A 25,624-nucleotide genomic window follows, 5' to 3' on the forward strand; every position below is an offset into this window, starting at 1 on the left:
GGCCAACGGGGGCGCCGAGTCTCACTGCCGCTCGCTACGGTTCTGTGAGATGCGGTATAGCCCGGATGATTTGAAAAACAACAAACAATGGTGCTTTTGCCTTTATGTAAAAGTACCGCGCACCACATTGGAAAGCACAGCATGAGAAGAGTACACCCTGAATTCGCGTATCAGTCGCGCGAGCTGGAAGGCCAGATCGAAGGCATCCTCGGCGACCCGCCGAACCGCAAGAACTACAAGAGCATGGTCGATGCGCTGGTCGGCGAGTACGCCAGCGGCGGCGGCATCGAAGACGTGAACATGCTGGCCTTCGCGCTGGTCGACCACATCAGCTTCAGCGACCCGAAAGGCTTGCTGGCCGAAAGCGAGGACTACGAGTTCGGCGACCCGGCCCGCGTGTTTTCCATGGCTTCGTGCGCCGACCCGGAGGCGGCAAAGATGTACGCCGCCATCGAGGACAGCTTCCCGGACCTGGCGCGCCAGGCCATCATCACGGCCTTCCTGCACAAGAACCCGCGCCTGTGGGACGATGACGATCAGTCGCTCGACCAGCTGGCCGCCAATGACGACGGTGACGACGAGCACGACGAAGACGAAGCCACCGACGATTTCGCCCAGATGTTTGACCAGGATGGAGATGACCATGGCCGATAATGACGACAAAAAAAGCAATCTTCCCGCGCTGACGAAACAGGTCACGGAACTGGTGCTGTCCGGTTCGCTGGGCCACGCCGAGCAGGCGTTTGCCGACGCGGCCGACCAGTACGGCGACCTGGCCGTGGTGGAAGTGCTGAGCGCCATCCCGCCACAGGTCACGGCCCTGCACCTGGCCGGTTTCGACGGCGGCAAGATGTCGCTGGCCACCCTGCTGGTGCCGCCCAAGGCGTGGGCCGACAGCCTGGCCTTCATCGCCGCCACCTGGAGCGACGACCAGATCGAGGATGATCCGGAACGCATCGCCGAGGCGCTGTTCGCGCACATCCACGGCGTGGTGTTTTCCACCGACGACGCCGAGCGCCGCCGCGAGCTGCTGGCCGAAGCGTCCGCCACGGACTGGGGCGCGACGGCATTCGCCATCCTGTTCTCGATGGCACCGAAGGAAATCCTCGAGGTGGCGGGCGAGATCGTCATCAAGGGACCGTACGTGACGGGCGTGACCTCGTCCGACAACGATATCGTGCCGCTGGCCATCGAACTGGCGCAAGCCAATGAAGACGGCTGGGACCGCTCACTGTTCGAGCTGTTCCCCGACTTCCGCCACAGCGCCGACCTGGCCGACGCGGAATACTCGGATGACCCGGATGAAGAGCCGACCATGTTGCAGCGGAGCACCAAGGAATTGCTGTACCGCCTGCGCAAGCAAGTGCCGAGCACCCGCAGCGCGCCCCGTTCCAGCACGCGCCGCAGCCTGGGCACGGGCATTTTCTCGTGATGAAAGCAGGGAACGTCTAATGCTGCCAGCAATTGTTGTAGAGAATCTGCCGCGCCTCGTGCGCGCCATCAAGCTGTTGCCGAACGACCCGCGCGAGGACGCGGCCCTGAACCTGGCCGACGAATTGACGGGCATCACGGCCATGGTGGCCGAGAAGTTCACGAATGAACGCACGGCCGACGGCATCCAGAAGGCCCTGTACCTGACGGTGGGCGGCGTGTCGCTGGGCCTGGAGCAGGCCGTCACGCATGAAGGCGACCAGGCCGCCCTCGATTTCCTCGTCGAGCACGGCGCCGAGCACGCCTTCCAGGTGGGCTTTCGCCTGATCAAGGAACTGTCGCAGCTGCCGGAAGACGCCCTCGTGGGCGAATACGACCAGGACCCCGTGTATTTGCAGCGCCGCCTGCGTGAACTGTTCATCGACATTTGCCAGGCCGACCCGAACCAGAACTGGGCCGGCTATGAAAAGTATGCGTTGCAGTTGCAACAGCGCAAGGAAGTGCAGGCCGTCGTGCGCCTGGCCAGCTGGCTGCGCCGCCATCACGACAACGGCCCCGTCAGCGACAGCGACTTGAATGCCGAGGGCGTCATTGCCCTGGCCATCATTTTCGCCATCGAAGGCGGCGGGCGCATCGTGGCACGCACGGGCCAGAAGGAGTTTGAACGCTTCGTGCGCTCCGTGCGCAAGAACAAGCCGGACTTCGAGGAAGGCTGGGCCGCCCTGGTGGCCAAGGTGCCCGTGCAGCACCATCCCGTGCTGCTCGATCGCATAGATTCGTACCGCCGCAGCTGCACCGTGGTGCAGAAAATCCTCACGCGGGCCAGCATGAAAAGCCTGTTCGAGGACCTGGAAAATTATGCGGGTTCCGAACTGGATGCGGATTATTCCTGATTCCGAGTGTCGGATGACGCGGCGGCTGCGCCACCGCTAATCCGACCTACGCCTACGCGCATCCTGTGGGTCGGCTTATGCCCCCCCCTTCCAGCGCCGCCTCCTCGGCCAGCTTGACAAACGCCGCCACCAGCGGCGATGTCTCTTCTTCCCGTTGTGCCAGTAACAGGCTGGTGGTCGCCTGCGGGTCGGCGATGGGGCGGTAGCACACGCCATCCATGCGGATGCGGTCGAACGAGGCGGGCAGCACGGAAATGCCGCAGCCGGCCGCCACCAGGCCGATGATGGTCGACGCTTCGCCCGCTTCCTGCGCCACCTGGGGCACGAAACCTGCCGCCTTGCACAGGCGGAAGATCTGCGGATAAATCCCCGTGCCCGCATCCTTGGGATACATGACAAAGCCTTCGCCCGCCATGTCGGTAATGGTGATGCTGTCCTTGCTCGCCAGCGCGTGGGCGACGGGCAGGACGAGGAACAGCGGGTCCTGGCGCAGCTCCGTCAGGCGGATATCGTGCGGATACGTGGTTTCCGGCGGGCGCACGAAGCCCAGGTCCATCGTCCTGCCCGAGATCGCTTCCAGCTGATGCAGGGTGGCCATCTCGTGCAGGGTCAAGGTGACGTGGGGGAATTGCTGGCGGTAGCGGTTGATGACGGTGGCGAAATACGGCGTAAACGGCGTGGAAAACGTAAAGCCGATGCGCAGCTCGCCCGCTTCGCCCCGCTGCGCCCGGCGCGCCGTCACGGCCGCCTGTTCCGACAGGGCCAGGATGCGCCGCGCATCGTCGAGGAACAGCGTGCCCGCCTGCGTCAGGCGCACGGAGCGCTTGTTGCGCTCGAACAACTGCGCGCCCAGTTCCGCCTCCAGCGCCTGGATCTGCTGGCTCAGCGGTGGCTGGCCGATGTGCAGGCGCTCGGCCGCGCGCGTGAAGTGCAGCTCTTCGGCGACGGCGACAAAGTAACGCAGGTGGCGCAGTTCCATGTTCGTCCAGTAATCGTTTTAAAGTATGAGTGGTGCCTTAAATATATATTGGACGATATGAGTTGGCAATCCTAAGATGAAGGCTCGCTTCTTTCACGAACCTGGCCATGTCTGATTCATCGCTTGCCTTTGCCCCCGCCACCTCGTCTGCCATCCCGGTTGCTCCCGCCGCTCCCGCGCCCCGCGCGGCCATCGCCAAGGGCACGGCCGAATTCAAGCGCAGCAACCGCGCGCTGTTCTTCGGCGGCTTTTCCACCTTCAGCTTGCTGTACTGCATCCAGCCCCTGTTTCCGCTGCTGTCGCAGCAGTTTCATCTGACGCCGGCGCAAAGCAGCTGGTCCTTGTCCGTCTCCAGCGGCTTGCTGGCCATCTCGCTGGTGCTGCTGAGCGCTGTCTCGGACAGGGTGGGCCGCAAGCCCCTGATGGTGGCATCGATGCTGTCCGCCGCCGTGCTGACCATCCTGTCCGCATTTGCCCAGGATTATGCGCAGTTGCTGGCCATCCGCGCGGCGCTGGGCATTGCACTTGGGGGCATGCCGGCCGTGGCCATGGCCTACCTGGGCGAGGAGATCGAAGGCCCGTCGCTGGGCCTGTCGATGGGGCTGTACATTGCCGGCAGCGCCTTTGGCGGCATGTCGGGGCGCCTGGTGGCATCCATGCTCAGCGATTTCCTGTCGTGGCGCTGGGCCCTGGGCGTGCTGGGCGTGGCCGGCGTGCTGGCGGCGGCGGAATTCTGGCGCAGCCTGCCCGCGTCGAAAAACTTCGTGCCCAGCACAAAAGGCTGGAATGCGCTGCCGCACGCCGTCAAGCAGCATTTTTCCGACCGTGGCTTGCCGTGGCTGTTTTGCCTGGCGTTCGTGCTGATGGGCTGTTTCGTCAGCCTGTACAACTACATCGGCTACCGCCTGCTCGCCGCGCCGTTCGGCTTGCGCCAGAGCACGGTCGGCTTGCTGGCCTTTTTGTATTTGATCGGCATCTTCAGTTCCGTCTGGGCGGGACGCCTGGTGGACCGGCTGGGGCGCCGGGGCGTGCTGTGGATCATGCTGTCGGTAATGCTTGCTGGCATCCTGCTGACCCTGTTCGACTCCCTGCCGCTGATCGTCATCGGCATGGCGCTGGCCACCTTCGGCTTCTTTGCCTCGCACTCGATCGCCAGCAGCTGGGTCAGCCGCCGCGCCCGCGCGCCGCAGGCGCTGGCCTCGGCCTTCTACCTGCTGTTCTATTACCTGGGTTCCAGCCTGATCGGTTCCGCCTCGGGCATGATGTGGGGCTTCGACGGCTGGACCGGGGTCATCGCCATGCTGGGCCTGTGCCTGGGCGGCGGCGTGCTGATCGCCTTGCGCCTGCGCCATTTGCAGCCGCTGGGGGCGCGCGAGGCGGCGGGCTGATTTCCCCTATTTGGGACAGTTGCCGATCAGCGTTTCCCCGTTCTTGCCGGCGCGCGTGGTGACGCACAAGGTGCCCAGCGCGCTGGTAATCCTGTAGGTGCGGCTGCCTCTGGCCGCATTCTCGCCCACTTCCTCGATCCTGGACGCCTCGTACCATTTCGGCGGCACGGCCGCGTAGGCTTCGGCAAAGCCCTGCTGCATGCGCTTGTACGCCGTGTCCTCGAATTTTTGCTCACCGCGCTGCGGGAATTCCTTGCGCAGCTCCTTGTCGATCTTGCCCACGTCGCGCCTGGCTTGCGCCAGGATGTCGGCCGCGCTGGATGCGGGGGGCGCCGGCGTTTCCGCCACGGCTGCCGGGGCGGGCGCCGCTGGCGCTTCGGCCGGGACAGGCATGGCGGGCGGGGGCAGGGTGATCGGCGCGGCGTGGCGCACGATGGCCGGTTTGCGAGGAACCGTTGCAGCGGGCACGGCTGCGGGCTTGGCGGGTGCCGGGGCCGTGTAGCGCAGCCACTGTATCGCCGGGCCGCGCGGCGCATGGTCTTGCTCCGGACGGGGGCGCGCCTGCAGGAAGGCATACAGCAATCCCAGGTGCAGGACGGCGACCAGCAGCAAGCCGGGGGCGCGGCGGAACGGTGCGGCAAACGAAGTCATGGGCAGGCAGGATTGTTCGGGTACGCCAATGTATCTGAAGTATTTGATAATTATCTGAAATGTCACAAGCACTTACAAAGAAGTGCCATATGGAAATTTCATGACGATCACGCTTGCCGGGGAACCTTGCGCCAGCCTGGTGATCCAACCCGGACACCACGCGAAGGGGAGGTCACCATGTTGCAGGCAAATGAAGTGGCACGGCGTTTCGGCGCCATCGAGCAGGCGATCGGCCAGGCGGCGCAGCTGTGCCGCAAGGAGCAGGGCATGCCGATGGACTTGCAGGATTGCCTCAACCAGCTGGACCAGCAGAAGAGCGCCGTGCGGCAAGCCATCGACACGCACGACGATGCGCGCCTCCGGCAAGTGGTCGACCAGATGGAATCCCTGGGTGACCGCGCCAAGAAGGCCTGCGGCACGGCATCCGGCCTGACGCCGGAAATGCAGAGCGCCGTGCTCAAGGTCCATGATGCATTGTCGGACCTGAAGCACCAGCTGCATTAGCGTCCAGCCGCTACATCTGGCGGAACAGATGGGCATATAAAGGGCTGACGCGCAGTTGCGCCCCATGCTGGCGCAAGGTCAGCGACAGCTTGCCCGCCTCGTCGCGCACGGCGCTGGCGATGGCGCTGGCGTTGACGATGGTGCCGCGGTGGATTTGCCAGAATTGTTGCGGGTCCAGCTGGGGCAAGAGTTCCTTCAGGCTGGTGCGGATCAGCGCTTCGCTGTCGCGGCAGACGACGTTGATGTATTTATCCAGCGCTTCGAAATACACGACGTCGGCCAGCGCGATCATGCGCACGCTGTTGCCGACGGCCGCGCGTATCATTTGCAGGCGCGGCGCCGGCGGTGCCATCGCTTGCAGCTGGGCCAGCAGGCGGACCAGGTTGTCGTCGGTGCTGACGGGCACCGTCGCCAGGGGCGCCGCCTGGCTTGTTGCCGGGATGGGCGCGCATGGGGCTTGCAGCCGCTGCTGCAGGCGTTCCACCGTCTTGCCCAGGCGCGCGTCGTTGACGGGCTTTAAAACGTAGTCGGCGGCCGCATGCTCGAAGGCGGCCAGCGCGTATTCGTCGTAGGCCGTAACGAAGACGATGTGCGGGAAGGGCGTGCCGTCGGTCCACTGTTCAGCCAGCTCCTCGGCCGCTTCCAGCCCCGTCTTGCCGGGCATCTTGATGTCAAGAAAGAGGATGTCGGGCCGTAGCGCCAAACCCTGGCGCAAGGCCTCCACGCCATTCGGGCAGGTGGCGACGATGTCGAGTTCCGGCCACAGCCGCTGCAAGGCGTGCGTAAGGGCGGCGGCAAGGATGGGTTCATCTTCGGCGATCAGGGCGCGGGGGGCTGCTTGGCTCATGGCAGGAGGCTCGTGGTTGTGGGGTGGATAGGCAGGGTCAGGCGGGCGGTGGCGCCTGCAGCATGGTTGGCCGTCAGCGTCAGGCTGGCGAGGTTGCCATGCATGCCATGCAGGCGTTCGCGGATATTCGCCACGCCCAGTTGCGTGCCCGTAGTCTGGCCCGGGTGGTCGAGGCCCAGGCCATCGTCGCTGACGCAGAGGGTCAGCATGCCGCCGTCGCTGGCTGCCTGCACGTGGATATGGCCGCCTTCGATCTTCGGTTCCAGACCGTGCTGGATGGCGTTTTCCACCAGCGGTTGCAGCAGCATGGGGGGCATCTTGATATGGCGCAAGTCCTCCGGCAAATCCAGCGCATACGTCAGGCGCGCGCCCATGCGGATGGACATCAGGCCCAGGTAGGCCCGCATGAGCGAGAATTCCTGTTCCAGGGTCGTGCTGCCGGCGCGCGAGGAACTGAGGGTGGCGCGCAGGTACTGGATCAGCTGGTCGAGCAGCAGCTGGGCCCGTTCCGCGTCAAAGCTGATCAGGCCCTGCAAATTGGCCAGGGTGTTGAACAGCATGTGCGGCTCGATCTGCGCCTGCAGCATTTGCAGCTGCGCCTGCATGGCCTGCCGTTCGATGTTGGCGGCGCGGGCTTTTTCCTGTGCCGCCTCCATTTGAAGACGGGCAATTTTTTCGCGGCTGCTGAAGAACAGGATGGCCGTCGCCGCGGCCACCAGCGTGAATACCGTCATGCCGACATTGCGCGGCGACATGGCGACGGGCGCGGGAACATCGATATCTGCCAGCCAGCCGAACAGCATGGTGCCGCTCACCTGCGCCACGGCGGCGCTGACGATGACGAGCGCGGCGAAGGGCAGCAATGGGGCGCGCTTTTGCGCCCCCCACCACGCCAGGCGGATGCCGTCGATGAGCAGGAAGGCGATGCCGCCGATGCACATGGATGCAAGCAGATTGAGCAGGAAGCTCTGCCCGCCGCTCAGCACATAGGTGATGAAGATGGCGCACAGCACGTTGAGCAGCAGTGCATAGCGCGCATCGGCCAGCAGGCGCCGGTAGGGAAAGCCCGGCTTGCGCGGGGCGGTGTCGGTGGTGTGCATGCGGAACAGCTTTCAGGTGGACGTTTGGCTTGGTTATGCTGCAATATTCGACGAAGTTGCGGGCGCGCGCAATGGCGCTGCGACGAAACGGGGCGGACGTGGCGCCAATCGCATGATCGCGTCGTTGACACTGTGGCTGCTGCACGAGATAGTATGGCAAAGCTGTCCGGACCGACAACCTATTCGCAATAAAGGAAGACCCCATGTGGCCCTATCCACGCACCCTGGCGCACCGCGGCGGCGGCACCTTGGCGCCTGAAAATACCCTGGCCGCCTTGCGCTGCGGCCTCGCCTACGGCTACCGCGCCGTGGAGTTCGACGTCATGCTGGCGGCCGACGGCGTGCCCGTCGTCGTGCATGACGTGGCGCTGGGGCGCACGGTGGCTGGCCGCGGCGCCGTCAGCGACCATACGGCGGCCCAGCTGGGGGCGATGGAGGCGGGCGCCTGGTTCGGCCCCGCTTTCGCCGGCGAGGGCGTGCCCACTTTCGCCGCCGTCGTCGAGTATTGCAGGGCGCAGCGCATCTGGATGAATATCGAGATCAAGCCGGCGCCTGGCTGCGATGCGGCCACGGGCGAGGCGGTGGCGCGCGCCACGCGCGGTTATTTCGCGCAAGAAATCGCCGCAGGAGAATCATTGCCGCTGCTATCCTCGTTCAGCATTGCCGCCCTGCAAGCGGCACGTGAAGCGGCACCGGAACTGGCGCGCGGCTGGCTGGTCGAAGCGATTCCCGCTGACTGGCTTGAAACAGCGAAGGAACTGGGCGTGGTGGCCATCCATTGCGACCACCAGCAGCTGACGCCGGCGCTGGCGCTGGAAGTCAAAGGGGAAGGATTGGGATTGTTTTGCTACACCGTCAACAGCCCCGAACGGGCCAGCGACTTGCTGGCCTGGGGCGTGGACGGCTTTTGCACGGACAGGATCGATTTGATCAAACCGGTCTGACTTTAACCCGATGCAAAATCCGGAGTCAGACCCGTCGGGTCTGACCCCAGCCGTTAGGCAACTGTCTCTCAGAAAGAATACTAAAACGTCACGCGCATGCCGACCGTCAAATTGCGTCCCGTCAACGGTGCCGCGTTCTTGATGAACGAGGTGTGGCTGTAGGCCAGTTCGTTCGTCAGGTTATTCGCCTTGATGTAGAACTGCGCCGGCGTGGCGCCGATGCGCGTGTCGTAGTTGGCGGACAGGTTCAGCATATTGTAGCCTGGCGTTGCCGTTTCAAAAGCGGCCACCTTGTCCTGCTTGCCCACGCGGTAGAACTCGGCCACGCCGCTCCATGCTTGCCAATTGGCATCGAACTTCACGCCCACGCGCTGGGCCGGGATGCGCGGCAGGTTATCGTTGCCATCCGCGCCGCCGTCGGCCAGCTTGGCCCGCACGTAGTCGCCGAACACGCTGGCGCCGAGCATGGGGGTCAATTGCTGGCGGATCTGGCCTTCCACGCCCGTGAACGTGGCGTCGCGCTGGGCGTACTGGATCAGCTGGAAGCCTTCGTGGCTGTCCAGCGTGCTGCCGAAGATGTAATTGTCTACCTTGTTGCGGTAGGCGCTGGCCGAGAAGGTGGTGGCGCCCGCATATTTGCGCAGGGTCACATCGATATTGTTCGACGTTTCCTTGCCCAGGTTTTCATTGCCCAGCTCGTACGTGGCCGTGGCCATGTGCACGCCGTGCGCATACAGTTCCTCGGCGCTGGGCAGGCGGTGCGTGCGCGAGATGGTCGAGCCCAGCGAATACTGGGGCGCGAATTTCCACACGGCACCCAGCGAAATCGACGTGCCCTTGGCGCTGCGGTCCTGCAAGGTGGCGCTGTCGACCGTGATGTCCTGCCATTCGTGGCGCAAGCCCGCTTCGAAGCGCCATTGATCCAGCTTGTATTCCTCGACGAGGAAGGCGGCGTGTTTTTTGGTGACTGTCGGCGCCACGTAGGCTTCCTCGCCCAGGGCGGAGAAATCGCGCTTCGACGTCTGCAGGCCGACCACGCCGCGCCAGCCGAAGAGGGGATGGTGCTCCATTTCCAGGCGCGCATCATGGCCCTTGTTCTTGAAGGTGGTGGCCACTTCCGTGCCTTCGATTTCATCGTGCTTGTAGTCGGTGAACGCGGCGCGCAGGCGCAGCTTGGCGAAGCCGGGCACGGGGTCGCGCAATTCGCCGCGCACATCCCAGCGCTCGCTTTTCAGCTTCACGTAGGGCACGGCACCGTGTTCATGGTCATGGTCGTGCTCTTCTTCATCGCCGTGGTCGTGGCCTTCATGGCCGCCGCAGTGCAGATGCGTACCGTGCGGGTGGCAGCTCTCGAATTCATGGTTGTGGCCCGGCAAGCCGTATTCCGCGTGCTGGCTGGTGAAGGCCAGGCCCAGGAAGCCGCGCTGTCCCACCCACGACACGCCCACGCTGCCCGTGTCCGTCTTGTTATAGCTGCCGGCCACTGTCGAGCCGCCTTCCCAGCCGCTGCCCACCTTGTATTCCTTCGCGTCGCGCTTGACGCCTTCCGCGTGGAAGGCGAAGTTGCCGGAGCCGCCCGTCACTTCAAAGGCGCCCGCCTTTTCGCGCGCGGCCGAGTTGGCGCGCACGTCAAAGCTGCCTTCAATGCCTTTTGCCGGCACGCGGGTGGGGATTTTCTTGTCGATCACGTTGACGACGCCGCCCACGGCGCCGCCGCCATACGCCAGCGCGGACGGGCCGCGCAGCACTTCGATCTGCTCCGACAGCATCGGCTCGGCCGCGACGGCATGGTCGGGGCTGATGGTCGAGGCATCCTGCACTTCGGCGCCATCGGAAAGGATTTTCACGCGCGGGCCGTCCATGCCGCGGATGATGGGACGGCTGGCGCCGGCACCGAAATGGCTGGACGTGATGCCGGGCTGGCCGGCCAGCGTTTCGCCCAGGGTCGCTTCGCGGGCGCGCACCAGTTCCTCGCCTTCGAGCACGCTGACGGGCGTGCTCATCTCGTCGCTGCCCAGCGCCAGGGCGCTGGCGGACACGGTGACGGCAGGCAAGGTTGTCGCCTGTTGCGCCAGCGCGCTGGCGGGGGCGGCGAAGGCCAGCATGATGGCCAGCGCGAGGGGAGTCGGTTGTTGAGGACGGACGGACATGGGCAGAAATTCCTTATTCGCTATCGGTGTTTGCGGGGCTGGGGCAGGCCATTGCCGGATGGGGTGGCTGCCAGAAGATGATAATGATAACCCATTATCATTACTGTGTGACAGTTTTTCCGGGCGGGGGAAGCAGGCGGATGGTGTATTCTGTCGGCTATGGAACGCACAACACGCCAAAAAACCGCCATTCAAGCCGCCATCGAGTCGGCCCGGCGCCCCCTGTCGGCGCAGGAAATCCTCGAACAGGCCAGCTTGCAGGTGACGCAGCTGGGCATTGCCACCGTCTACCGCAACCTGAAATCGCTGGTGCTGGAAGAAAAGGTGCACGTGGTGACCTTGCCGGGCGAAAACCCGCGCTACGAGTCGAACGCCGTCGCCAATCACCACCACCACCATTTCCAGTGCACCACCTGCCAGCGCGTATTCGACGTGCATGATTGCCCGGGCGACTTGAAGCGCATGGCGCCGCAGGGTTTTGTCGTCGAGCGTCACGAACTGACCCTGTACGGCCGCTGCGCCGACTGCAATGCGGCCGCCGGCGCCACGGCTTCCGCGGCGGCCAAGGTCGCGGCCGCGCCACACGCCTGCGCCAGCCACCACGACCCGGCCTGAACGGGCGGGGCGGCATCCGTGGGCAGGCTTGCAACAATGCTCCCTGCCCGGCGCCAATTCCCCTATCCATATCACGTATAATCTTTCCTTTAAAGCTGCCGCCACTCTTTGCCAAAAAAACATGAAATCATCTGAAATCCGCGACAAGTTCCTCAAATTTTTCGAGTCCAAGGGCCATTCCATCGTCCGTTCCAGCTCCCTGGTGCCAGGCAATGATCCGACCTTGCTGTTGACGAACAGCGGCATGGTGCAATTCAAGGACGTGTTCACGGGAACGGACAGCCGTCCGTACACGCGCGCCACCTCCGTGCAGCGCTGCGTGCGCGCCGGCGGCAAGCACAACGACCTGGAAAACGTCGGCTACACGGCGCGCCACCACACCTTCTTTGAAATGCTGGGCAACTTCAGCTTTGGCGACTATTTCAAGCGCGACGCGATCCAGTACGCGTGGGAACTGCTGACCAAGGTCTACGGCTTGCCAGCGGAAAAGCTGACGGTCACCGTGTACATCGAGGACGACGAGGCATACGACATCTGGGCAAAGGAAATCGGCGTGCCCGTCGAGCGCATCATCCGCATCGGCGACAACAAGGGTTCGCGCTACGCGTCCGACAATTTCTGGCAGATGGCGGACACGGGCCCATGCGGTCCGTGCACGGAAATCTTCTACGACCACGGCGCCGAGATCCCTGGCGGTCCGCCGGGTTCGCCTGACGAAGACGGCGACCGCTTCATTGAAATCTGGAACCTCGTGTTCATGCAGTTCAACCGCGACGAAGCCGGTGTCATGCACAAGTTGCCGAAGCCATGCGTGGATACGGGCATGGGCATGGAGCGCCTGGCCGCCGTGCTGCAGCACGTGCATTCGAACTATGAAATCGACCTGTTCCAGCACCTGATCAAGGCTGCCGCGCGCGAAACGGGCGCCACGGACCTGGAAAACAAGTCGCTGCGCGTGATCGCCGACCACATCCGCGCCGCCGCCTTCATGATCGTCGACGGCATCATTCCGGGCAGCGAAGGCCGCGCCTATGTGCTGCGCCGCATCATCCGCCGCGCCCTGCGCCATGGCCACAAGCTGGGCCAGACGAAACCGTTCTTCTACAAGCTGGTGGCCGACCTGGCCATCGAGATGGGCGGCGCCTATCCGGAGCTGGAAGAAGCCAAGGACAACGTCGCCAACATGCTGAAAGCCGAGGAAGAGCGTTTCGGCGAAACCCTGGAAACGGGCATGAAAGTGCTGGAAGCGCAGCTGGCCAAGGATGCCACGGGCATCGACGGCGCCACCGCCTTCACCCTGTATGAAACCTACGGCTTCCCGCCGGACCTGACGGCCGACATCTGCCGCGAACGCGACATCACGTTCGACCAGGCCGGCTACGACGCGGCCCTGAAGGAAAGCCAGGAACTGTCGCGCAAGGGCGGCAAGACGCACAAGGACAGCAAGGTCGAGTACACGGGCGAGAAAAATACATTCGTCGGCTACGATCAATTGACGTTCAGCAGCAAGGTCGTGGCGCTGTACGCGGCCGGCACGCCCGTGCAGGAACTGAAGGCCGGTGAAGCGGGCATCGTCGTGCTCGACACCACGCCGTTCTACGCGGAATCGGGCGGCCAGGTGGGCGACCAGGGCGTGATCGCCTCGGGCGCCGGCACCTTTGCCGTCAGCGACACCCTGAAAATCCAGGCCGACGTCTTCGGCCACCACGGCGTGCTGGAGTCCGGCGTGCTGAAGGTGGGCGATGCCGTTTCGGCGGAGGTCGACACGGCCAAGCGCGCGCGCACCATCCGCAACCATTCGGCCACGCACTTGATGCACAAGGCCTTGCGCGAAGTGCTGGGCAGCCACGTGGCGCAAAAAGGTTCGCTCGTCGATCCGGACAAGACCCGTTTCGACTTCAGCCACAATGCGCCGATGACGGCCGAGCAGATCGCCGCCGTGGAAACCATCGTCAATAAAGAGATCCTGGAAAACCGCGCCACGCAAGCCCATCTGATGTCGTTTGACGATGCCGTCAAGCATGGCGCGATGGCCCTGTTCGGCGAGAAATACGGCGACGAAGTGCGCGTGCTCGACATCGGCAGCTCGAAAGAGCTGTGCGGCGGCGTCCACGTGCAGCGCACGGGTGACATCGGCCTGTTCAAGATCATCGGCGAAAGCGGCGTGGCCGCCGGTATCCGCCGCGTCGAAGCGGTGACGGGCGAGGGCGCCCTGGCGCTGGTGCAGACCATCAACCGCCGTTTGCTGGAAGCGGCGCAAGCCCTGAAGGCGCAGCCGGAAGAGCTGACTGCCCGCATCGGCCAGGTGCAAGAACACGTGAAGGCGCTGGAGAAGGAACTGGCCGCGCTGAAATCGAAACTGGCGTCGGGCCAGGGCGATGAGCTGGTCACGCAAGCCGTCGATGTCAACGGCATCAAGGTGCTCGCTGCCGTGCTGGACGGCGCCGACGTGGCCCGCCTGCGCGAAACCATGGACAAGCTGAAGGACAAGCTGAAGACGGCCGCCATCGTGCTGGCCAGCGTGGCCGACGGCAAGGTCAGCCTGATCGCCGGCGTCACGGCCGACGCCACTTCCAGGGTCAAGGCGGGCGAGCTGGTGAACTTCGTTGCACAGCAAGTGGGCGGAAAAGGCGGCGGACGCCCCGATATGGCGCAGGCCGGCGGCACCGATGCTAGCGGCCTGGCGAACGCCCTGGCCGGCGTGCCGGCCTGGGTGGGCGAACGCGCGAAATAAGGCGTAAGCTAGCAGGCATGCGGGGTTGTCGACCCACAGCCTCTTGAAAACGGCCCGCAGATGGTATTTGCGGGCCGTTATTTCTTTTGGAATCCCGTTGTGACACCACAACAGCCGATGAACTATTTTGGTGCAGCGCGTCAATGCCCCTGATTTAGAGTAGTATGTCGAAAATCAGTACAACAAAAATGGTGGGATATTGATGATGAGCGACACACTACTTGATACCGAGATTATGGAATTTCACAAAGAACTCGACGCGCGGGGCTTGAATTGCCCCTTGCCGATTCTGAAGGCGAAGAAGGCTTTGTCCGAGCTGCAAAGCGGCGAAGTGCTGCGCATCATGGCAACCGATCCCGGTTCCGTGCGCGACTTCCAGGCTTTCGCCAAGCAAACGGGCAACGCCCTGCTGTCGCACGTGCAGACGGGCACCGAGTTTGTCTTCCTGATGCAGCGCAAGTAATTCTGCCGACCTGGGCCGCCGTGGCGCGGCCTGGTTTTTCTTCCCGTACAGGCTGTTTTGCTGCCCTGCAGCGTAGCGGCACACTCCCAAAATACATCGAGGCTGGCCAGTTTAGATGGATTGCTCTAACAAAAAATCGCACGATCGTGCTTAAATTCGGTTCAGGATTCAAATTTCTCTTATAATCAATCACACAATCAGCACTTGATCCGTCATTTTTATAATTTCCCAAAGGCATAGCTATGAAAGTCTTGGTACCCGTCAAACGCGTGGTCGACTATAACGTCAAAGTCCGCGTCAAGAGTGACGGCACTGGCGTCGATACCGCCAACGTCAAAATGTCGATGAACCCTTTCGATGAGATCGCACTGGAAGAAGCGATGCGCCTGAAAGAAGCCGGCAAGGTCACTGAAGTGGTTGCCATCTCCTGCGGCGTGACGCAGTGCCAGGAAACCCTGCGCACCGCCATGGCCATCGGCGCCGACCGCGGCATCCTGGTGGAAACGACGACCGAACTGGAACCGCTGGCCGTGGCCAAGCTGGTGAAGTCCCTCGCCGAGAAAGAACAGCCGCAACTGATCATCCTGGGCAAGCAAGCCATTGATGACGACAGCAACCAGACCGGCCAGATGCTGGCAGCCCTGCTGGGTTGGCCACAAGCCACGTTCGCCTCGAAAGTCGTGCTGGAAGATGGCAAAGTCACCGTCACCCGCGAAGTCGATGGCGGCCTGGAAACCCTGGCGTTGACCTTGCCAGCGATCATCACCACCGACCTGCGTTTGAACGAGCCACGCTATGTGACCCTGCCAAACATCATGAAGGCAAAGAAAAAGCCGCTGGAAACCGTCAAGCCGGAAGACCTGGGCGTCGATGTCGCGCCCCGCCTGAAGACCTTGAAAGTGGTCGAGCCAGCCAAGCGCTCGGCCGGCATCAAGGTCCCGGACGTCGCTACCCTGGTCGCCAAGCTGCGTACCGAAGCCAAAGTCATCTAAGCGGCTTTGCCGTCTACCCAGAACAATTACAGGACATATCATGGTCGCATTAGTTATTGCTGAACACGACAACGCTACCTTAAAGGGCAGCACCCACCACACCGTGACCGCGGCCGCCCAGTGCGGCGGCGACGTGCACGTACTGGTTGCAGGTTCGAACGCTGCGGCTGCCGCCGCTGCCGCCGCGCAAATCGCCGGCGTGACGAAAGTCATCGTGGCCGACGCGCCATACTTCGCCGACGGCCTGGCCGAAAACGTGGCCGAGCAAGTGCTGGCCATCGCCGGCAACTACAGCCACATCCTGGCGCCAGCCACCGCCTACGGCAAGAACATCCTGCCGCGCGTGGCCGCCAAGCTGGACGTGGCGCAAATCTCGGAAATCACCAAGGTCGATTCGCCCGACACCTTCGAGCGCCCGATCTACGCCGGTAACGCCATTGCCACCGTGCAATCTGGCGACAAGGTCAAGGTCATCACCGTGCGCACCACCGGTTTCGACGCGGCTGCCGCCACCGGCGGTTCGGCTGCCACGGAAACCGTCGCTGCCGTCGCCGACGCTGGCAAATCGGCCTTCGTGGGCCGCGAGCTGGCCAAGTCCGATCGTCCAGAGCTGACCGCCGCGAAAATCATCGTGTCGGGCGGCCGTGGCATGGGTTCGGCCGAGAACTTCCACATCCTGGAACCGCTGGCCGACAAGCTGGGCGCCGCCATGGGTGCCTCGCGCGCCGCCGTCGACGCCGGCTTCGTGCCGAACGACTGGCAAGTGGGCCAGACGGGCAAGATCGTCGCGCCATCGCTGTACATCGCCGTCGGTATTTCCGGCGCGATCCAGCATCTGGCCGGCATGAAAGACTCGAAGACCATCGTCGCCATCAACAAGGATCCGGAAGCGCCGATCTTTGCCGTGGCCGATTACGGCATCGTGGGCGATCTGTTCGAGATCGTGCCGCAACTGGTGAAAGAACTGGGTTAATTTAAACCCGATCCGGTTTTGTGTAGAGCATATTCCGGTAGGGAGCGTCTGCAGCAGATTGCTCATCGGAAGTGCGGACAAGGCGCGAGGAGAATGCATGGATATCCATGCTACGACGAGCAACGCCGTCCCCGCTTTCGAGGGGCTGTCTGCTGCTGATGTATTCCTCTGCCGGGATACGCTCATGCTACAAAGCCACGCCGGCCCGCCCCACGCGGCGAGCCGCGCGTGGCTTTTTTCTTGGAGAAATAGATGAGCTATCAAGCCCCGCTGAAAGACATGTTGTTCGTCATGAACGAACTGGCCGGCCTGGCCGAAATCCATACTTTACCTGGCTGCGAAGACGCGACGCCCGACACGGCCGAAGCCGTGCTGGAAGAGAATGCCAAGTTCTGCGGCGGGGTGGTGGCGCCCTTGAACGGCCCCAGCGACAAGGAGCCGAGCTTCTGGCACGACGGGCAAGTGACCACCTCGAAAGGCTTCAAGGAAGCGTTCAAGGCCTACGGCGAAGCGGGCTGGCAGGGCGTGCAGCATCCGACGGAATTCGGCGGCCAGGGCTTGCCCAAACTGCTGGCCACGCCCTGCATCGAAATGCTCAACTCGGCCAGCATCTCCTTCGCCCTCGTGGCCTTATTGTCCGACGGCGCCATCGAAGCGCTGCTGACGGCCGGCAGCGACGCACAAAAAGCCACCTACCTGGAAAACCTGGTGTCGGGCAAGTGGACGGGCACCATGAATTTGACGGAGCCGCAAGCCGGCTCCGACCTGGCCGCCGTGCGCACGCGCGCCGTGCCGCAGGGCGACGGCACGTATAAAGTCTTCGGCACGAAGATTTTCATTACCTACGGCGAGCACGACATGGCGGAAAACATCGTCCACCTGGTGCTGGCCCGCACGCCGGACGCGCCCGCCGGCGTGAAGGGCATTTCGCTGTTCATCGTGCCGAAATTCCTCGTCAACGCGGACGGCAGCCTGGGCGCGCGCAACGACGCCCACTGCGTCTCCATCGAGCACAAGCTGGGCATCAAGGCCAGCCCCACGGCGGTATTGCAGTTCGGCGACCACGGCGGCGCCATCGGCACCCTGGTGGGCGAGGAAAACCGCGGCCTCGAATATATGTTCATCATGATGAACGCGGCCCGCTTCGGCGTCGGCCTGCAGGGCATCGGCCTGGCCGAGCGCGCCTACCAGCAGGCCGTGGCGTTCGCCAAGGACCGCGTGCAGTCGCGCGACCTGGCCGGTTCGCCAGGACCCGTTTCCATCATCCACCACCCGGACGTGCGCCGCATGCTGATGTCCATGCGCTCGCAGACGGAGGCGGCCCGCGCGCTGGCCTACGTGGGCGCGGCCATCAGCGACGTGGCGCACCATCATCCGGATGCCGTAGTGCGCGCGGAAAGCCTGGCGACGTATGAATACCTGGTGCCCGTCATCAAGGGCTGGTCGACGGAAATGTCGCAGGACGTCACGCGCGACGGCGTGCAAGTGCATGGCGGCATGGGTTTTATTGAAGAAACGGGTGCCGCCCAGCATTACCGCGATGCCAAGATTCTCACCATCTACGAAGGCACGACGGCCATCCAGGCGAACGACCTGGTGGGACGCAAGACGGTGCGCGACGGCGGCGCCGTGGCCAAGGCCATCATTGCCCAGGTGCGCGCCACGGAAGCCCAGCTGGGCGAGCTTACCGGCGCCGACTTCCAGGCCATGCAGCGCCACCTGGCCGAAGGCAGCGCCGCGCTGGAAGCCGTGGTCGAGTATGTGGTGGCGAACATGAAGTCGGACATCAAGGCCGTGTTCGCGGGCAGCGTGCCCTACCTGAAGCTGGCCGGCATCGTGCTGGGCGGCTGGCAAATGGCGCGCGCGGCCGTGGCGGCGCAGCAGAAGCTGGGCGAGGGCAGCGGCGACGCGTCGTTCTACAACGCCAAGATCGCCACGGCGCGCTTCTTTGCCGACCACATCCTGTCGCAGGCGCCAGGCTTGCGCGCCACCATCATCGACGGCAGCGCCGGCGTGATGGCGCTGTCGGAAGAGCAGTTTTAAGTTGCAAGCTGGCCGGCGCAAGCTGGCTGCATGCAAAAAAAAGCGCTGGAGATCACTCTCCAGCGCTTTTTTTATTTCTATCAAGAATGCTTGGGAAAGCGTTCAGGGCAAGGCGCGTTGTCGCAGGCAGCACGCTAGTGCGACAAGACAATGCAACGCCGCCATGGACGCTTTGCCTGCGTTCTTAACGGCGGGCGATGCCGTTGCCGGAATTGCGCACCAGGTCGCCCGCTGCCAGGCCAGGATCCTGGTCAAATGCGAAGTCGGCCTTGGCGCCCGTTTCATATTGCACGGTGACGGTCCACGTCTTGGCGTTTTTCATGTGGCCTTCCACTTGCTTGCCTGCATAAGCGCCGCCGGCGGCACCGGCCAGGGTGGCCAGGTCCTTGCCGCGTCCGCTGCCTACCTGGCGGCCCAGCAGGGCGCCAGCCACGCCGCCGCCGATCAGGCCCAGGGCGCCGCCTTCACCGGCCTTTTCCGCCACGTTCACGGCCACGACCTTGCCGCATTCGGCGCAGATCTGGTGCGGTGGCTGCTTGTTTTGCTGGGCGACATTCGAGGTGCCCGCTCTTTGCGCGGCCTTGGCGTTGATGATGGCCTGGTCGTATTCGCTCTTGGCATCGCGCAGGCATTGCATGCGGGCTTTCGAGTTCGTTTCTTCCGCGCACAATTTCTTGTCGTCCGCGTAGCGTGTATTCGCCTGTTTCGTGTCGTAGGCGTATTGCGCCTTGGGCGACAGGTTTTGCGCGAAGGCGGAAGTGCTGAACAGGGCGGTAATGGCCACTGCGATGAGGTATGGGCGACGAATCATGATCTTCTCCTGTGGGGTGTTGAATGTGCCAGTAATGTTGGCATTGTGGATGCAGTATAGAGGAAAATCATGATTGCTTACCAACACTTACATATGCCGTGCGCGCCCCGTTTTGCTGTCATTCCGGCATGGAATCAGGCGCGGGAACTAGCCGTAGGCGCCGCCTGTGTACAGCAGGTCGAACAGGCGCGCCATGGTGGCGATGAGGACGCCTGCGCCTAGCATCAAGGTAGCGACCAGCACCACGGCCAGCGGCCAGCCCGTGTCCGACTGGTGGCCGGAGGCGGCGTTGTAGCGGGCGTCCCACTTGTCGTCCGGCATCAGGCCCAGCACCAGGGCCTCCAGGAAGCCGGCCAGCGCGGACAGGGTGAGGGGCAGGATCTGGTAAAACCAGTCGGACTCGGGGAAAAGCTGGCGCAGCAGCAGGGTGGCGGGCAGGGCGGCCAGGTGCAGCCAGCCCCAGGTATCCTTGATGCCATGCAGGTAAAAGCGGTGGGCGCCCAGGGTGCCCAGCAAAAAGGCCAGCAGGGAGGTCAACGCCTTGTTCTTGTGCGGCTGCTGCAAAATCGTGGTGGCGGTCATGGGACTCCAGGGTTGCTCATCGATAAAGATTGCCAGTATCGGCCATTGCCTGGCGCAACGATAGCACTTTCTTGTGGCGTTTATGCAATGATTTCGCGTGATTTCCCGCCATGGCCGGCACGATAGGCGCAGACGCCTATTGCGTCTTCGGCGATGTCTGGTCATAATGTTTGATTAGCCCAAATTACACGCCCGTCATCATAACGCTTGCTGCCTGGCGGTAAAGCGCGCTATAATTTGCGGCTTTTTCCGCCTCAGCACACTTTTTGGAAATATTATGGTCGTTATTCGTTTAGCTCGTGGAGGCGCCAAGAAGCGCCCGTTCTTCAACATCGTCGCTACTGATTCGCGCAATCGCCGCGATGGTCGCTTCATTGAGCGTATCGGTTTTTACAACCCGATGGCGCAAGGTGGCGAAGTTCCACTGCGTATCACCGCAGACCGTCTGGCCTACTGGCAAGGCGTTGGCGCACAATTGTCGCCAACCGTTGCTCGCCTGGTAGCTAGCAACAACAAAGCAGCAGCTTAATTAGATCACTGGTTTGACGGTCAAGACTGCATCCGGGGTGAAAGTCCCCGATGACCTGGTACAGGTAGGCTATGTCTCCGGTGCTTATGGCATTGCTGGCGGAGTCAGGATCACTCCTTTCTCCGACGATGCGGATGCATTATTAAGCGTCAAAACCTGGTGGTTTGATAAACCGACCTTGCACGACGTTCAAGTCAGGCAAGCGAAGTTACACGGCGGCGACGTCGTGGCCCAGCTGGTGGGTGTGGTCGGGCGGGATGCCGCAGAAGCGCTGAAAGGCGTGTCTGTGCAAATTCCGCGTAGCCATTTCCCGACGCTGTCGGCCGATGAATTTTATTGGTCCGATCTGATCGGACTGACAGTTGAGAATTTGCAAGGCGAGTGCCTCGGCACGGTGCACGACATGATGAGCAATGGTCCGCAATCGATCTTGCGCGTTACTCCCGTCGCCACTACCGATGACACCGCTGAAAAGGCGCCTGAGCGCCTGATCCCGTTTGTCGGCCAGTTTGTCATTAACGTTGACAAGGCCGCCAAGAAGATCACGGTGGACTGGGGCCTCGATTATTAAACCGCCTGCGCTTCATCATGCGCCGGGCTATGTTTGCGGGAGGGTGAACGATGCAATTTGATGTCGTGACCCTGTTCCCGGAAATGTTTGCCGCGCTGACGCAGTCGGGCGTGACCCGGCGTGCCTTCGAGCAGAACAAGTGTGGCTTGTCCTTGTGGAATCCCCGTGATTTCACGACGGACAATCACCGCACCGTGGACGACCGCCCGTATGGCGGCGGTCCCGGCATGGTGATGATGGCCCGTCCGCTCGAAGCGACGATCACGGCCGCCAAGCAGCGCCAGACCGAACTGGGTCTGGCCGCGCCGCGCGTGGTGTTCATGTCGCCGCAAGGCCGTCCGCTGACGCACGAGCGCGTCACGCAGTTGAAAACCGAGCCTGGTCTCGTGATCCTGTGTGGCCGCTATGAAGCGGTGGACCAGCGTTTGCTGGACCGTTGTGTCGACGAAGAAATCAGCATGGGCGACTTCGTCCTGTCGGGCGGTGAATTGCCCGCCATGGCGCTGATGGATGCCGTGATCCGCCTGTTGCCGGGTGTCTTGAACACCGAGGCATCGGCCATCGAGGACAGCTTCGCCAACGGCTTGCTCGATTCGCCGCATTACACACGGCCGGAAACGTACGAAGGCATGGCCGTACCGCCCGTCCTGATGGGGGGGAACCATGCCGAGATCGGCAAGTGGCGCCGCCAGCGCATGCTGGAAGCGACCGCGAAGAAACGCCCTGATCTGTTGACCAGTGCGCGCGCCGCCGGCTTGCTCAGCAAGGCCGACGAAAAATTCCTGGCTAGCCTGTAAGCCGTTTTTGGACGGCCGGCAGGGTGGCCTTGCAGTGCCGGGCATGTTGCCCAAATTGGTAATACCCATCCTCTACCGGGCGGATAGCACGCTATCCACAGTGCGCCGGCATGATGGTTTTCGGAGTGTTAAAAATGGACTTGATTCAACAATTAGAGCAAGAAGAGATCGCCCGTCTGGGTAAATCGATTCCTGACTTCGCACCAGGCGATACCGTTATCGTCAGCGTCAACGTAGTCGAAGGCACGCGCAAGCGCGCCCAGGCTTACGAAGGCGTCGTTATCTCCCGTCGTAACCGTGGCCTGAACTCGAACTTCATCGTTCGCAAGATCTCGTCCGGCGAAGGCGTCGAGCGTACGTTCCAACTGTACTCGCCGCTGATCGCTTCGATCGAAGTGAAACGCCGTGGTGATGTTCGCCGCGCCAAGCTGTACTATCTGCGTGAGCGTTCGGGTAAATCGGCGCGTATCAAAGAAAAATTGCCAAACCGCCGCGTTGTGGCGAAAGCAAGCGCGTAATATCAGCGTCTGCGTTGGGAAAAGGGGTGCCTGTAAATGGTGCCCCTTTTTTTATTCTGAATTGCCAATGGGACAAGCTGCATGGCCACCATCGCATTTGATCCAAAACAACTTGCCATCGATAGCATCGCCGGCGAAGCGGCGCTCGATGCCGAACGCCTGACGCCGGACTGGCTGCGCCAGCGCCTGGCCGCGCCGCCCGCCTGGCGGCCCGAGATCACGCAGGATTTCCTGTCCGCCCGCGCCGAACCGGTGCGGGCCGCCGTGCTGATTCCCCTCGTGCAGCGTCCGCAGGGCTTGACCATCCTGCTCACCATGCGCACCGACCACCTGAGCAGCCATGCCGGCCAGGTCAGCTTTCCCGGCGGGCGCAGCGAACCCTTCGATGACTCGGCCATCGCCACGGCCCTGCGCGAAACGGAAGAAGAGGTGGGCTTGTCGCGCGAGCATGTCGAGGTGCTGGGCTGCCTGCCCGATTACCTGACGGGCACCGGCTACCAGGTCACGCCCGTGGTGGGGCTGGTGACGCCGCCGTTCGAGTTGCGCGCCGACCCGTCGGAAGTGGCGGAAATCTTCGAAGTGCCGCTGGCCTTCCTGATGGATGGCCTCAATCACCAGCGCCTGTCGGTGGAATTGCCGGGCGGACGGCGCTCGTTTTACGCCATGCCGTACGAGCGCTTTTATATTTGGGGCGCCACCGCCGGCATGCTGCGCAATCTGTTTCACCTCTTGCGCGCGTAAAATGGCGCCCCGCACGTAATAAGTTTGATTCCAGCACTGCACTGCGCTATCGTAGCGGGCATTGCGGTATTGCTGAAAAAGACAAAAAGGACGTTTGATGACATTTCTCTCCATACTTTGCGCATTGCTGATCGAGCAGCTCAAACCTTTGCGCGCGGACAATCCGATCTACGCCGAGATCAAGAGCCTGGCGATGCGCATGGAGACCTGGTTCAATGCCGGCCACGCCAACCATGGCCGCATGGGCTGGTTCCTGATGATCGGCGTGCTGATGGTGCCGACGGCCGGCGTGTACTGGCTCTTGCGCTACTACCAGCTGACGCCGCTGGCCTTTGTCTGGAATGTCCTCATCGTCTACCTGACCCTGGGCTTCCGCCATTACAGCCATTATTTCACGTCGATCCAGCTGGCCCTGAGCGCCGGCGACGAGGCTTCCGCCCGCACCCTGCTGGCCGAGTGGACCAAGCTCGACACTGTGGGCATGGAAGCGAGCGAAATCGCCCGCATCGCCGTCGAAAAAGCCCTGATCACCACGCATCGCAATGTCTTTGGCGTCTTCTTCTGGTTCCTGATGCCGCTGGGTCCGGCCTGCGCCGTGATGTACCGCGTGGCCGAATACCTGGCGCGCGCCTGGAACGAACCGGAGCACATGCGCAATGAAGCGTTCGGTCAGTTCGCCGCGCGCGCCTTTTACTGGATCGACTGGATTCCCGTGCGCCTGACGGCCGTGGCCTTTGCCGTGGTGGGCAATTTCGAGGATGCCATCTACGCCTGGCGCAATTTCGCCCAGCGCTGGCAGGACGAGGCCATCGGCATCATCCTGACGGCCGGCGGCGGCGCCATGGGCGTACGCCTGGGCACGCCAGCGGAAACGGCCGCGCGCGTGTTCACCACGCCGGACATGGCCGTCGATGACAGCGACAGCGAAAGCGATATCCTGCCCGGCGAAGAACCGGGCGCGCGTGCATTGCAGAGCACGGTGGGCCTGGTCTGGCGCGCCTTGCTGCTGTGGATGCTGTTGCTGCTGCTGATGTCGGGCGCCGTTTTCCTCGGCTGACGCGCGTGCCGGTGCGGACGCACAGTCGCCGCCCATGCGCCCTGCGCGTGGAAGAAGGTTAAAATAGGGGCTGGCGCGCAAGGCGTGCCAGCCCCTGTTTGCATGCGCAGGGCAGATGGAGGTAGAACCCAAGTCTTCTATAAGATATAATACTGGCTTACCGCAGTACACGCAGTGCAGTTACACAACTGAACGACCAGCCCGGCCTACCCGCCGGGGCCATTCACGCAATCCAGTCCCGACAAGCCACATGGCCGAGTTATCTCAAAAAACAGGGGAACTCTCAGACGAGTTCTTCATCCTTGGTCTCACCAGCAATGGCAAGCAATTCCGACCCAGCGATTGGGCCGAGCGCCTTTGTGGAGTGATGTCCTGTTTCAATCCCGAAGGTGGCGGGCGCAATGCGCACCTCCAGTATTCGCCCTATGTGCGCCCGACCGTCGTCAACGGCGTCAAATCCGTGGTCGTGAATACCAAATTGCGCGAGATCGAGCCGATGGCATTTCACTTCGTGCGCGAGTTTGCCAAGGATAACGACCTGCAGATCGTCGAAGCCTGCTTCCTGCCGCCACCCGAAGAAAAGTAAGCTTCGCTTCCCTTGATTTGCCTCAAGTCCGCGCTGGCGGGCTGGCGTAGCGTTGACACTCCGGCAGCCTGGGAGTGGCGACATGCGTATCGGCGACATCTGCACCTTGCACACCATTCATTGTCAGCGTGACACCAGCGTGCAGCAGGCGGCGCTGCTGATGCGCCAGCACCATGTGGGCGACCTGGTCGTGGCCGAGCAGCCCAACGGCGAGCGCGTGCCCGTCGGCATCCTTACCGACCGCGACATCGTCATTTCCGTCATTGCCCTGGGCCTCGACCCTGCCAGCCTGCTGGCGGGCGACATCATGAGCGCCCAGCTGCTGACGGCCAGCGAAGACGAAGACGTCTACGAAGTCATCGAACGCATGCGCGTAAACGGCATTCGCCGCCTGCCCGTGGTCAACAGCCTGGGCGGGCTGTCCGGCATCGTCAGCATCGACGACTTGCTGGGTTTCCTGGCCCAGGAGATGGCCGAACTGGCGCGCATCAGCAGCGGCCAGCTGGTACACGAAAAACGCACGCGCAAATAGGACCGCCTGTCAAAACCTGCCGCGCATCGCACAGTGCGGCCGGCGATGCCCACCGCCTTGGCGGCTCGTCCCAGAGCACGGCTGCACTTGCCGGTCACAAGGGAATGCCGAGCCTCACCGCCGCTCGCTACGGTTTTGTCCGGCGTTCCGCTCGCCCCGTATTGCGCAATTTCAGTCAAATCCCCGCCACCTG

27 protein-coding genes are annotated in these 25,624 nt (G+C 63.0%); 20 read left to right on the forward strand and 7 right to left on the reverse strand.

From position 1 onward, the window contains the following. Nucleotides 1-141: 141 nt before the first annotated feature. Genes ACZ92H_RS24880 through ACZ92H_RS24890 form a run of 3 tightly spaced genes read left to right on the forward strand, consistent with a single transcriptional unit; the run spans nucleotide 142 to nucleotide 2,324 of the window. Complete coding sequence (locus ACZ92H_RS24880; RefSeq protein WP_131373986.1) at nucleotides 142-654, forward strand: hypothetical protein; 513 nt, start codon at nucleotides 142-144, stop codon at nucleotides 652-654. Continuing rightward, nucleotides 644-1,432, forward strand: coding sequence for a hypothetical protein (locus tag ACZ92H_RS24885; protein WP_131373984.1), 789 nt, complete (start codon nucleotides 644-646; stop codon nucleotides 1,430-1,432). Before ACZ92H_RS24880 ends, ACZ92H_RS24885 begins: the two co-directional genes overlap by 11 nt. A 19-nt stretch (nucleotides 1,433-1,451) precedes the next feature. Continuing rightward, nucleotides 1,452-2,324: a hypothetical protein gene (locus tag ACZ92H_RS24890; RefSeq protein ID WP_465051382.1), complete on the forward strand. Its 873-nt coding sequence runs from the start codon at nucleotides 1,452-1,454 to the stop codon at nucleotides 2,322-2,324. Nucleotides 2,325-2,376: 52 nt separating this feature from the next. On the opposite strand, the gene ACZ92H_RS24895 is transcribed toward ACZ92H_RS24890, so the two are convergent. Next, the gene (locus ACZ92H_RS24895) at nucleotides 2,377-3,303 is read right to left on the reverse strand and encodes a LysR family transcriptional regulator (protein ID WP_465051383.1); all 927 of its coding nucleotides are present in this window, start codon (nucleotides 3,301-3,303) and stop codon (nucleotides 2,377-2,379) included. Nucleotides 3,304-3,410: 107 nt separating this feature from the next. Between ACZ92H_RS24895 and ACZ92H_RS24900 the strand changes: the two genes are divergently transcribed. Continuing rightward, nucleotides 3,411-4,691, forward strand: coding sequence for an MFS transporter (locus ACZ92H_RS24900; protein ID WP_465051384.1), 1,281 nt, complete (start codon nucleotides 3,411-3,413; stop codon nucleotides 4,689-4,691). Nucleotides 4,692-4,697: 6 nt separating this feature from the next. Here the strand turns inward: ACZ92H_RS24900 and ACZ92H_RS24905 are convergent, their stop codons facing one another. Beyond that, nucleotides 4,698-5,342 (reverse strand): hypothetical protein, encoded by a 645-nt coding sequence (locus ACZ92H_RS24905; RefSeq protein ID WP_465051385.1) that lies wholly within the window; start codon nucleotides 5,340-5,342, stop codon nucleotides 4,698-4,700. Nucleotides 5,343-5,519: 177 nt separating this feature from the next. On the opposite strand from ACZ92H_RS24905, the gene ACZ92H_RS24910 reads away from it, so the two are divergent. Further along, a complete protein-coding gene (locus ACZ92H_RS24910; RefSeq protein ID WP_465051386.1) occupies nucleotides 5,520-5,846 on the forward strand; it encodes a hypothetical protein in 327 nt (108 codons plus the stop codon). Nucleotides 5,847-5,856: 10 nt separating this feature from the next. Here ACZ92H_RS24910 and ACZ92H_RS24915 read toward each other — a convergent pair whose 3' ends face one another. Together ACZ92H_RS24915 and ACZ92H_RS24920 are read right to left on the reverse strand one after the other, a co-directional pair. Beyond that, nucleotides 5,857-6,693 carry a LytR/AlgR family response regulator transcription factor gene (locus ACZ92H_RS24915; RefSeq protein WP_131373976.1) on the reverse strand — a complete coding sequence of 279 codons (837 nt, stop codon included), beginning with the start codon at nucleotides 6,691-6,693 and terminating at the stop codon, nucleotides 5,857-5,859. Next, nucleotides 6,690-7,793, reverse strand: coding sequence for a sensor histidine kinase (locus ACZ92H_RS24920; protein WP_465051387.1), 1,104 nt, complete (start codon nucleotides 7,791-7,793; stop codon nucleotides 6,690-6,692). The genes ACZ92H_RS24915 and ACZ92H_RS24920 overlap by 4 nt, the downstream gene beginning before the upstream one ends. A gap of 203 nt (nucleotides 7,794-7,996) precedes the next feature. Here ACZ92H_RS24920 and ugpQ point away from each other — a divergent pair, with 203 nt between their 5' ends. Then, nucleotides 7,997-8,737 (forward strand): glycerophosphodiester phosphodiesterase, encoded by a 741-nt coding sequence (gene ugpQ, locus ACZ92H_RS24925; protein ID WP_131373973.1) that lies wholly within the window; start codon nucleotides 7,997-7,999, stop codon nucleotides 8,735-8,737. Between the two features lie 80 nt (nucleotides 8,738-8,817). Here ugpQ and ACZ92H_RS24930 read toward each other — a convergent pair whose 3' ends face one another. Continuing rightward, nucleotides 8,818-10,887 (reverse strand): TonB-dependent receptor domain-containing protein, encoded by a 2,070-nt coding sequence (locus ACZ92H_RS24930; protein ID WP_465051388.1) that lies wholly within the window; start codon nucleotides 10,885-10,887, stop codon nucleotides 8,818-8,820. Nucleotides 10,888-11,046: 159 nt separating this feature from the next. Between ACZ92H_RS24930 and ACZ92H_RS24935 the strand changes: the two genes are divergently transcribed. From ACZ92H_RS24935 to ACZ92H_RS24960, 6 genes are all read left to right on the forward strand, one after another. Continuing rightward, nucleotides 11,047-11,502, forward strand: a complete 456-nt coding sequence (locus ACZ92H_RS24935; RefSeq protein ID WP_131373971.1) for a Fur family transcriptional regulator — start codon at nucleotides 11,047-11,049, stop codon at nucleotides 11,500-11,502. 121 nt (nucleotides 11,503-11,623) lie between these two features. Further along, entirely contained in the window at nucleotides 11,624-14,236 is a 2,613-nt protein-coding gene (gene alaS, locus ACZ92H_RS24940; protein ID WP_131373970.1) for an alanine--tRNA ligase, read from the forward strand. A 235-nt stretch (nucleotides 14,237-14,471) separates the two neighbouring features. Continuing rightward, nucleotides 14,472-14,699, forward strand: a complete 228-nt coding sequence (locus ACZ92H_RS24945; RefSeq protein WP_010395510.1) for a sulfurtransferase TusA family protein — start codon at nucleotides 14,472-14,474, stop codon at nucleotides 14,697-14,699. Nucleotides 14,700-14,941: 242 nt separating this feature from the next. Continuing rightward, on the forward strand, nucleotides 14,942-15,691 hold the full coding sequence (locus ACZ92H_RS24950; protein ID WP_034759884.1) for an electron transfer flavoprotein subunit beta/FixA family protein: 750 nt from the start codon (nucleotides 14,942-14,944) through the stop codon (nucleotides 15,689-15,691). Between the two features lie 40 nt (nucleotides 15,692-15,731). After that, nucleotides 15,732-16,664 carry an electron transfer flavoprotein subunit alpha/FixB family protein gene (locus ACZ92H_RS24955; protein WP_131373968.1) on the forward strand — a complete coding sequence of 311 codons (933 nt, stop codon included), beginning with the start codon at nucleotides 15,732-15,734 and terminating at the stop codon, nucleotides 16,662-16,664. Nucleotides 16,665-16,916: 252 nt separating this feature from the next. Further along, nucleotides 16,917-18,707 (forward strand): acyl-CoA dehydrogenase, encoded by a 1,791-nt coding sequence (locus ACZ92H_RS24960; RefSeq protein WP_465051389.1) that lies wholly within the window; start codon nucleotides 16,917-16,919, stop codon nucleotides 18,705-18,707. A 184-nt stretch (nucleotides 18,708-18,891) separates the two neighbouring features. Here the strand turns inward: ACZ92H_RS24960 and ACZ92H_RS24965 are convergent, their stop codons facing one another. Both ACZ92H_RS24965 and ACZ92H_RS24970 read right to left on the reverse strand, forming a co-directional pair. Beyond that, the gene (locus ACZ92H_RS24965) at nucleotides 18,892-19,518 is read right to left on the reverse strand and encodes a glycine zipper 2TM domain-containing protein (RefSeq protein WP_465051390.1); all 627 of its coding nucleotides are present in this window, start codon (nucleotides 19,516-19,518) and stop codon (nucleotides 18,892-18,894) included. Between the two features lie 147 nt (nucleotides 19,519-19,665). Then, nucleotides 19,666-20,100, reverse strand: a complete 435-nt coding sequence (locus ACZ92H_RS24970) for an NINE protein (protein ID WP_465051391.1) — start codon at nucleotides 20,098-20,100, stop codon at nucleotides 19,666-19,668. A gap of 277 nt (nucleotides 20,101-20,377) precedes the next feature. Between ACZ92H_RS24970 and rpsP the strand changes: the two genes are divergently transcribed. From rpsP to ACZ92H_RS25010, 8 genes are all read left to right on the forward strand, one after another. Continuing rightward, nucleotides 20,378-20,629, forward strand: coding sequence for a 30S ribosomal protein S16 (gene rpsP, locus ACZ92H_RS24975; protein WP_010395524.1), 252 nt, complete (start codon nucleotides 20,378-20,380; stop codon nucleotides 20,627-20,629). A 13-nt stretch (nucleotides 20,630-20,642) separates the two neighbouring features. Continuing rightward, entirely contained in the window at nucleotides 20,643-21,200 is a 558-nt protein-coding gene (rimM, locus tag ACZ92H_RS24980) for a ribosome maturation factor RimM (protein WP_131373961.1), read from the forward strand. 50 nt (nucleotides 21,201-21,250) lie between these two features. After that, the gene (gene trmD, locus ACZ92H_RS24985) at nucleotides 21,251-21,997 is read left to right on the forward strand and encodes a tRNA (guanosine(37)-N1)-methyltransferase TrmD (protein ID WP_131373959.1); all 747 of its coding nucleotides are present in this window, start codon (nucleotides 21,251-21,253) and stop codon (nucleotides 21,995-21,997) included. 134 nt (nucleotides 21,998-22,131) lie between these two features. Then, complete coding sequence (rplS, locus tag ACZ92H_RS24990; RefSeq protein WP_035825414.1) at nucleotides 22,132-22,515, forward strand: 50S ribosomal protein L19; 384 nt, start codon at nucleotides 22,132-22,134, stop codon at nucleotides 22,513-22,515. A gap of 81 nt (nucleotides 22,516-22,596) precedes the next feature. Next, nucleotides 22,597-23,256 (forward strand): CoA pyrophosphatase, encoded by a 660-nt coding sequence (locus ACZ92H_RS24995; protein WP_465051392.1) that lies wholly within the window; start codon nucleotides 22,597-22,599, stop codon nucleotides 23,254-23,256. A gap of 97 nt (nucleotides 23,257-23,353) precedes the next feature. Further along, nucleotides 23,354-24,313: a CobD/CbiB family protein gene (locus tag ACZ92H_RS25000; RefSeq protein WP_131373956.1), complete on the forward strand. Its 960-nt coding sequence runs from the start codon at nucleotides 23,354-23,356 to the stop codon at nucleotides 24,311-24,313. 250 nt (nucleotides 24,314-24,563) lie between these two features. Then, the gene (locus ACZ92H_RS25005) at nucleotides 24,564-24,899 is read left to right on the forward strand and encodes a DUF3579 domain-containing protein (protein ID WP_029496213.1); all 336 of its coding nucleotides are present in this window, start codon (nucleotides 24,564-24,566) and stop codon (nucleotides 24,897-24,899) included. A gap of 82 nt (nucleotides 24,900-24,981) precedes the next feature. After that, a complete protein-coding gene (locus tag ACZ92H_RS25010) occupies nucleotides 24,982-25,431 on the forward strand; it encodes a CBS domain-containing protein (protein ID WP_131373954.1) in 450 nt (149 codons plus the stop codon). The last annotated feature ends 193 nt before the right edge of the window (nucleotides 25,432-25,624 follow it).

Source organism: Janthinobacterium foliorum (genome assembly GCF_978021625.1).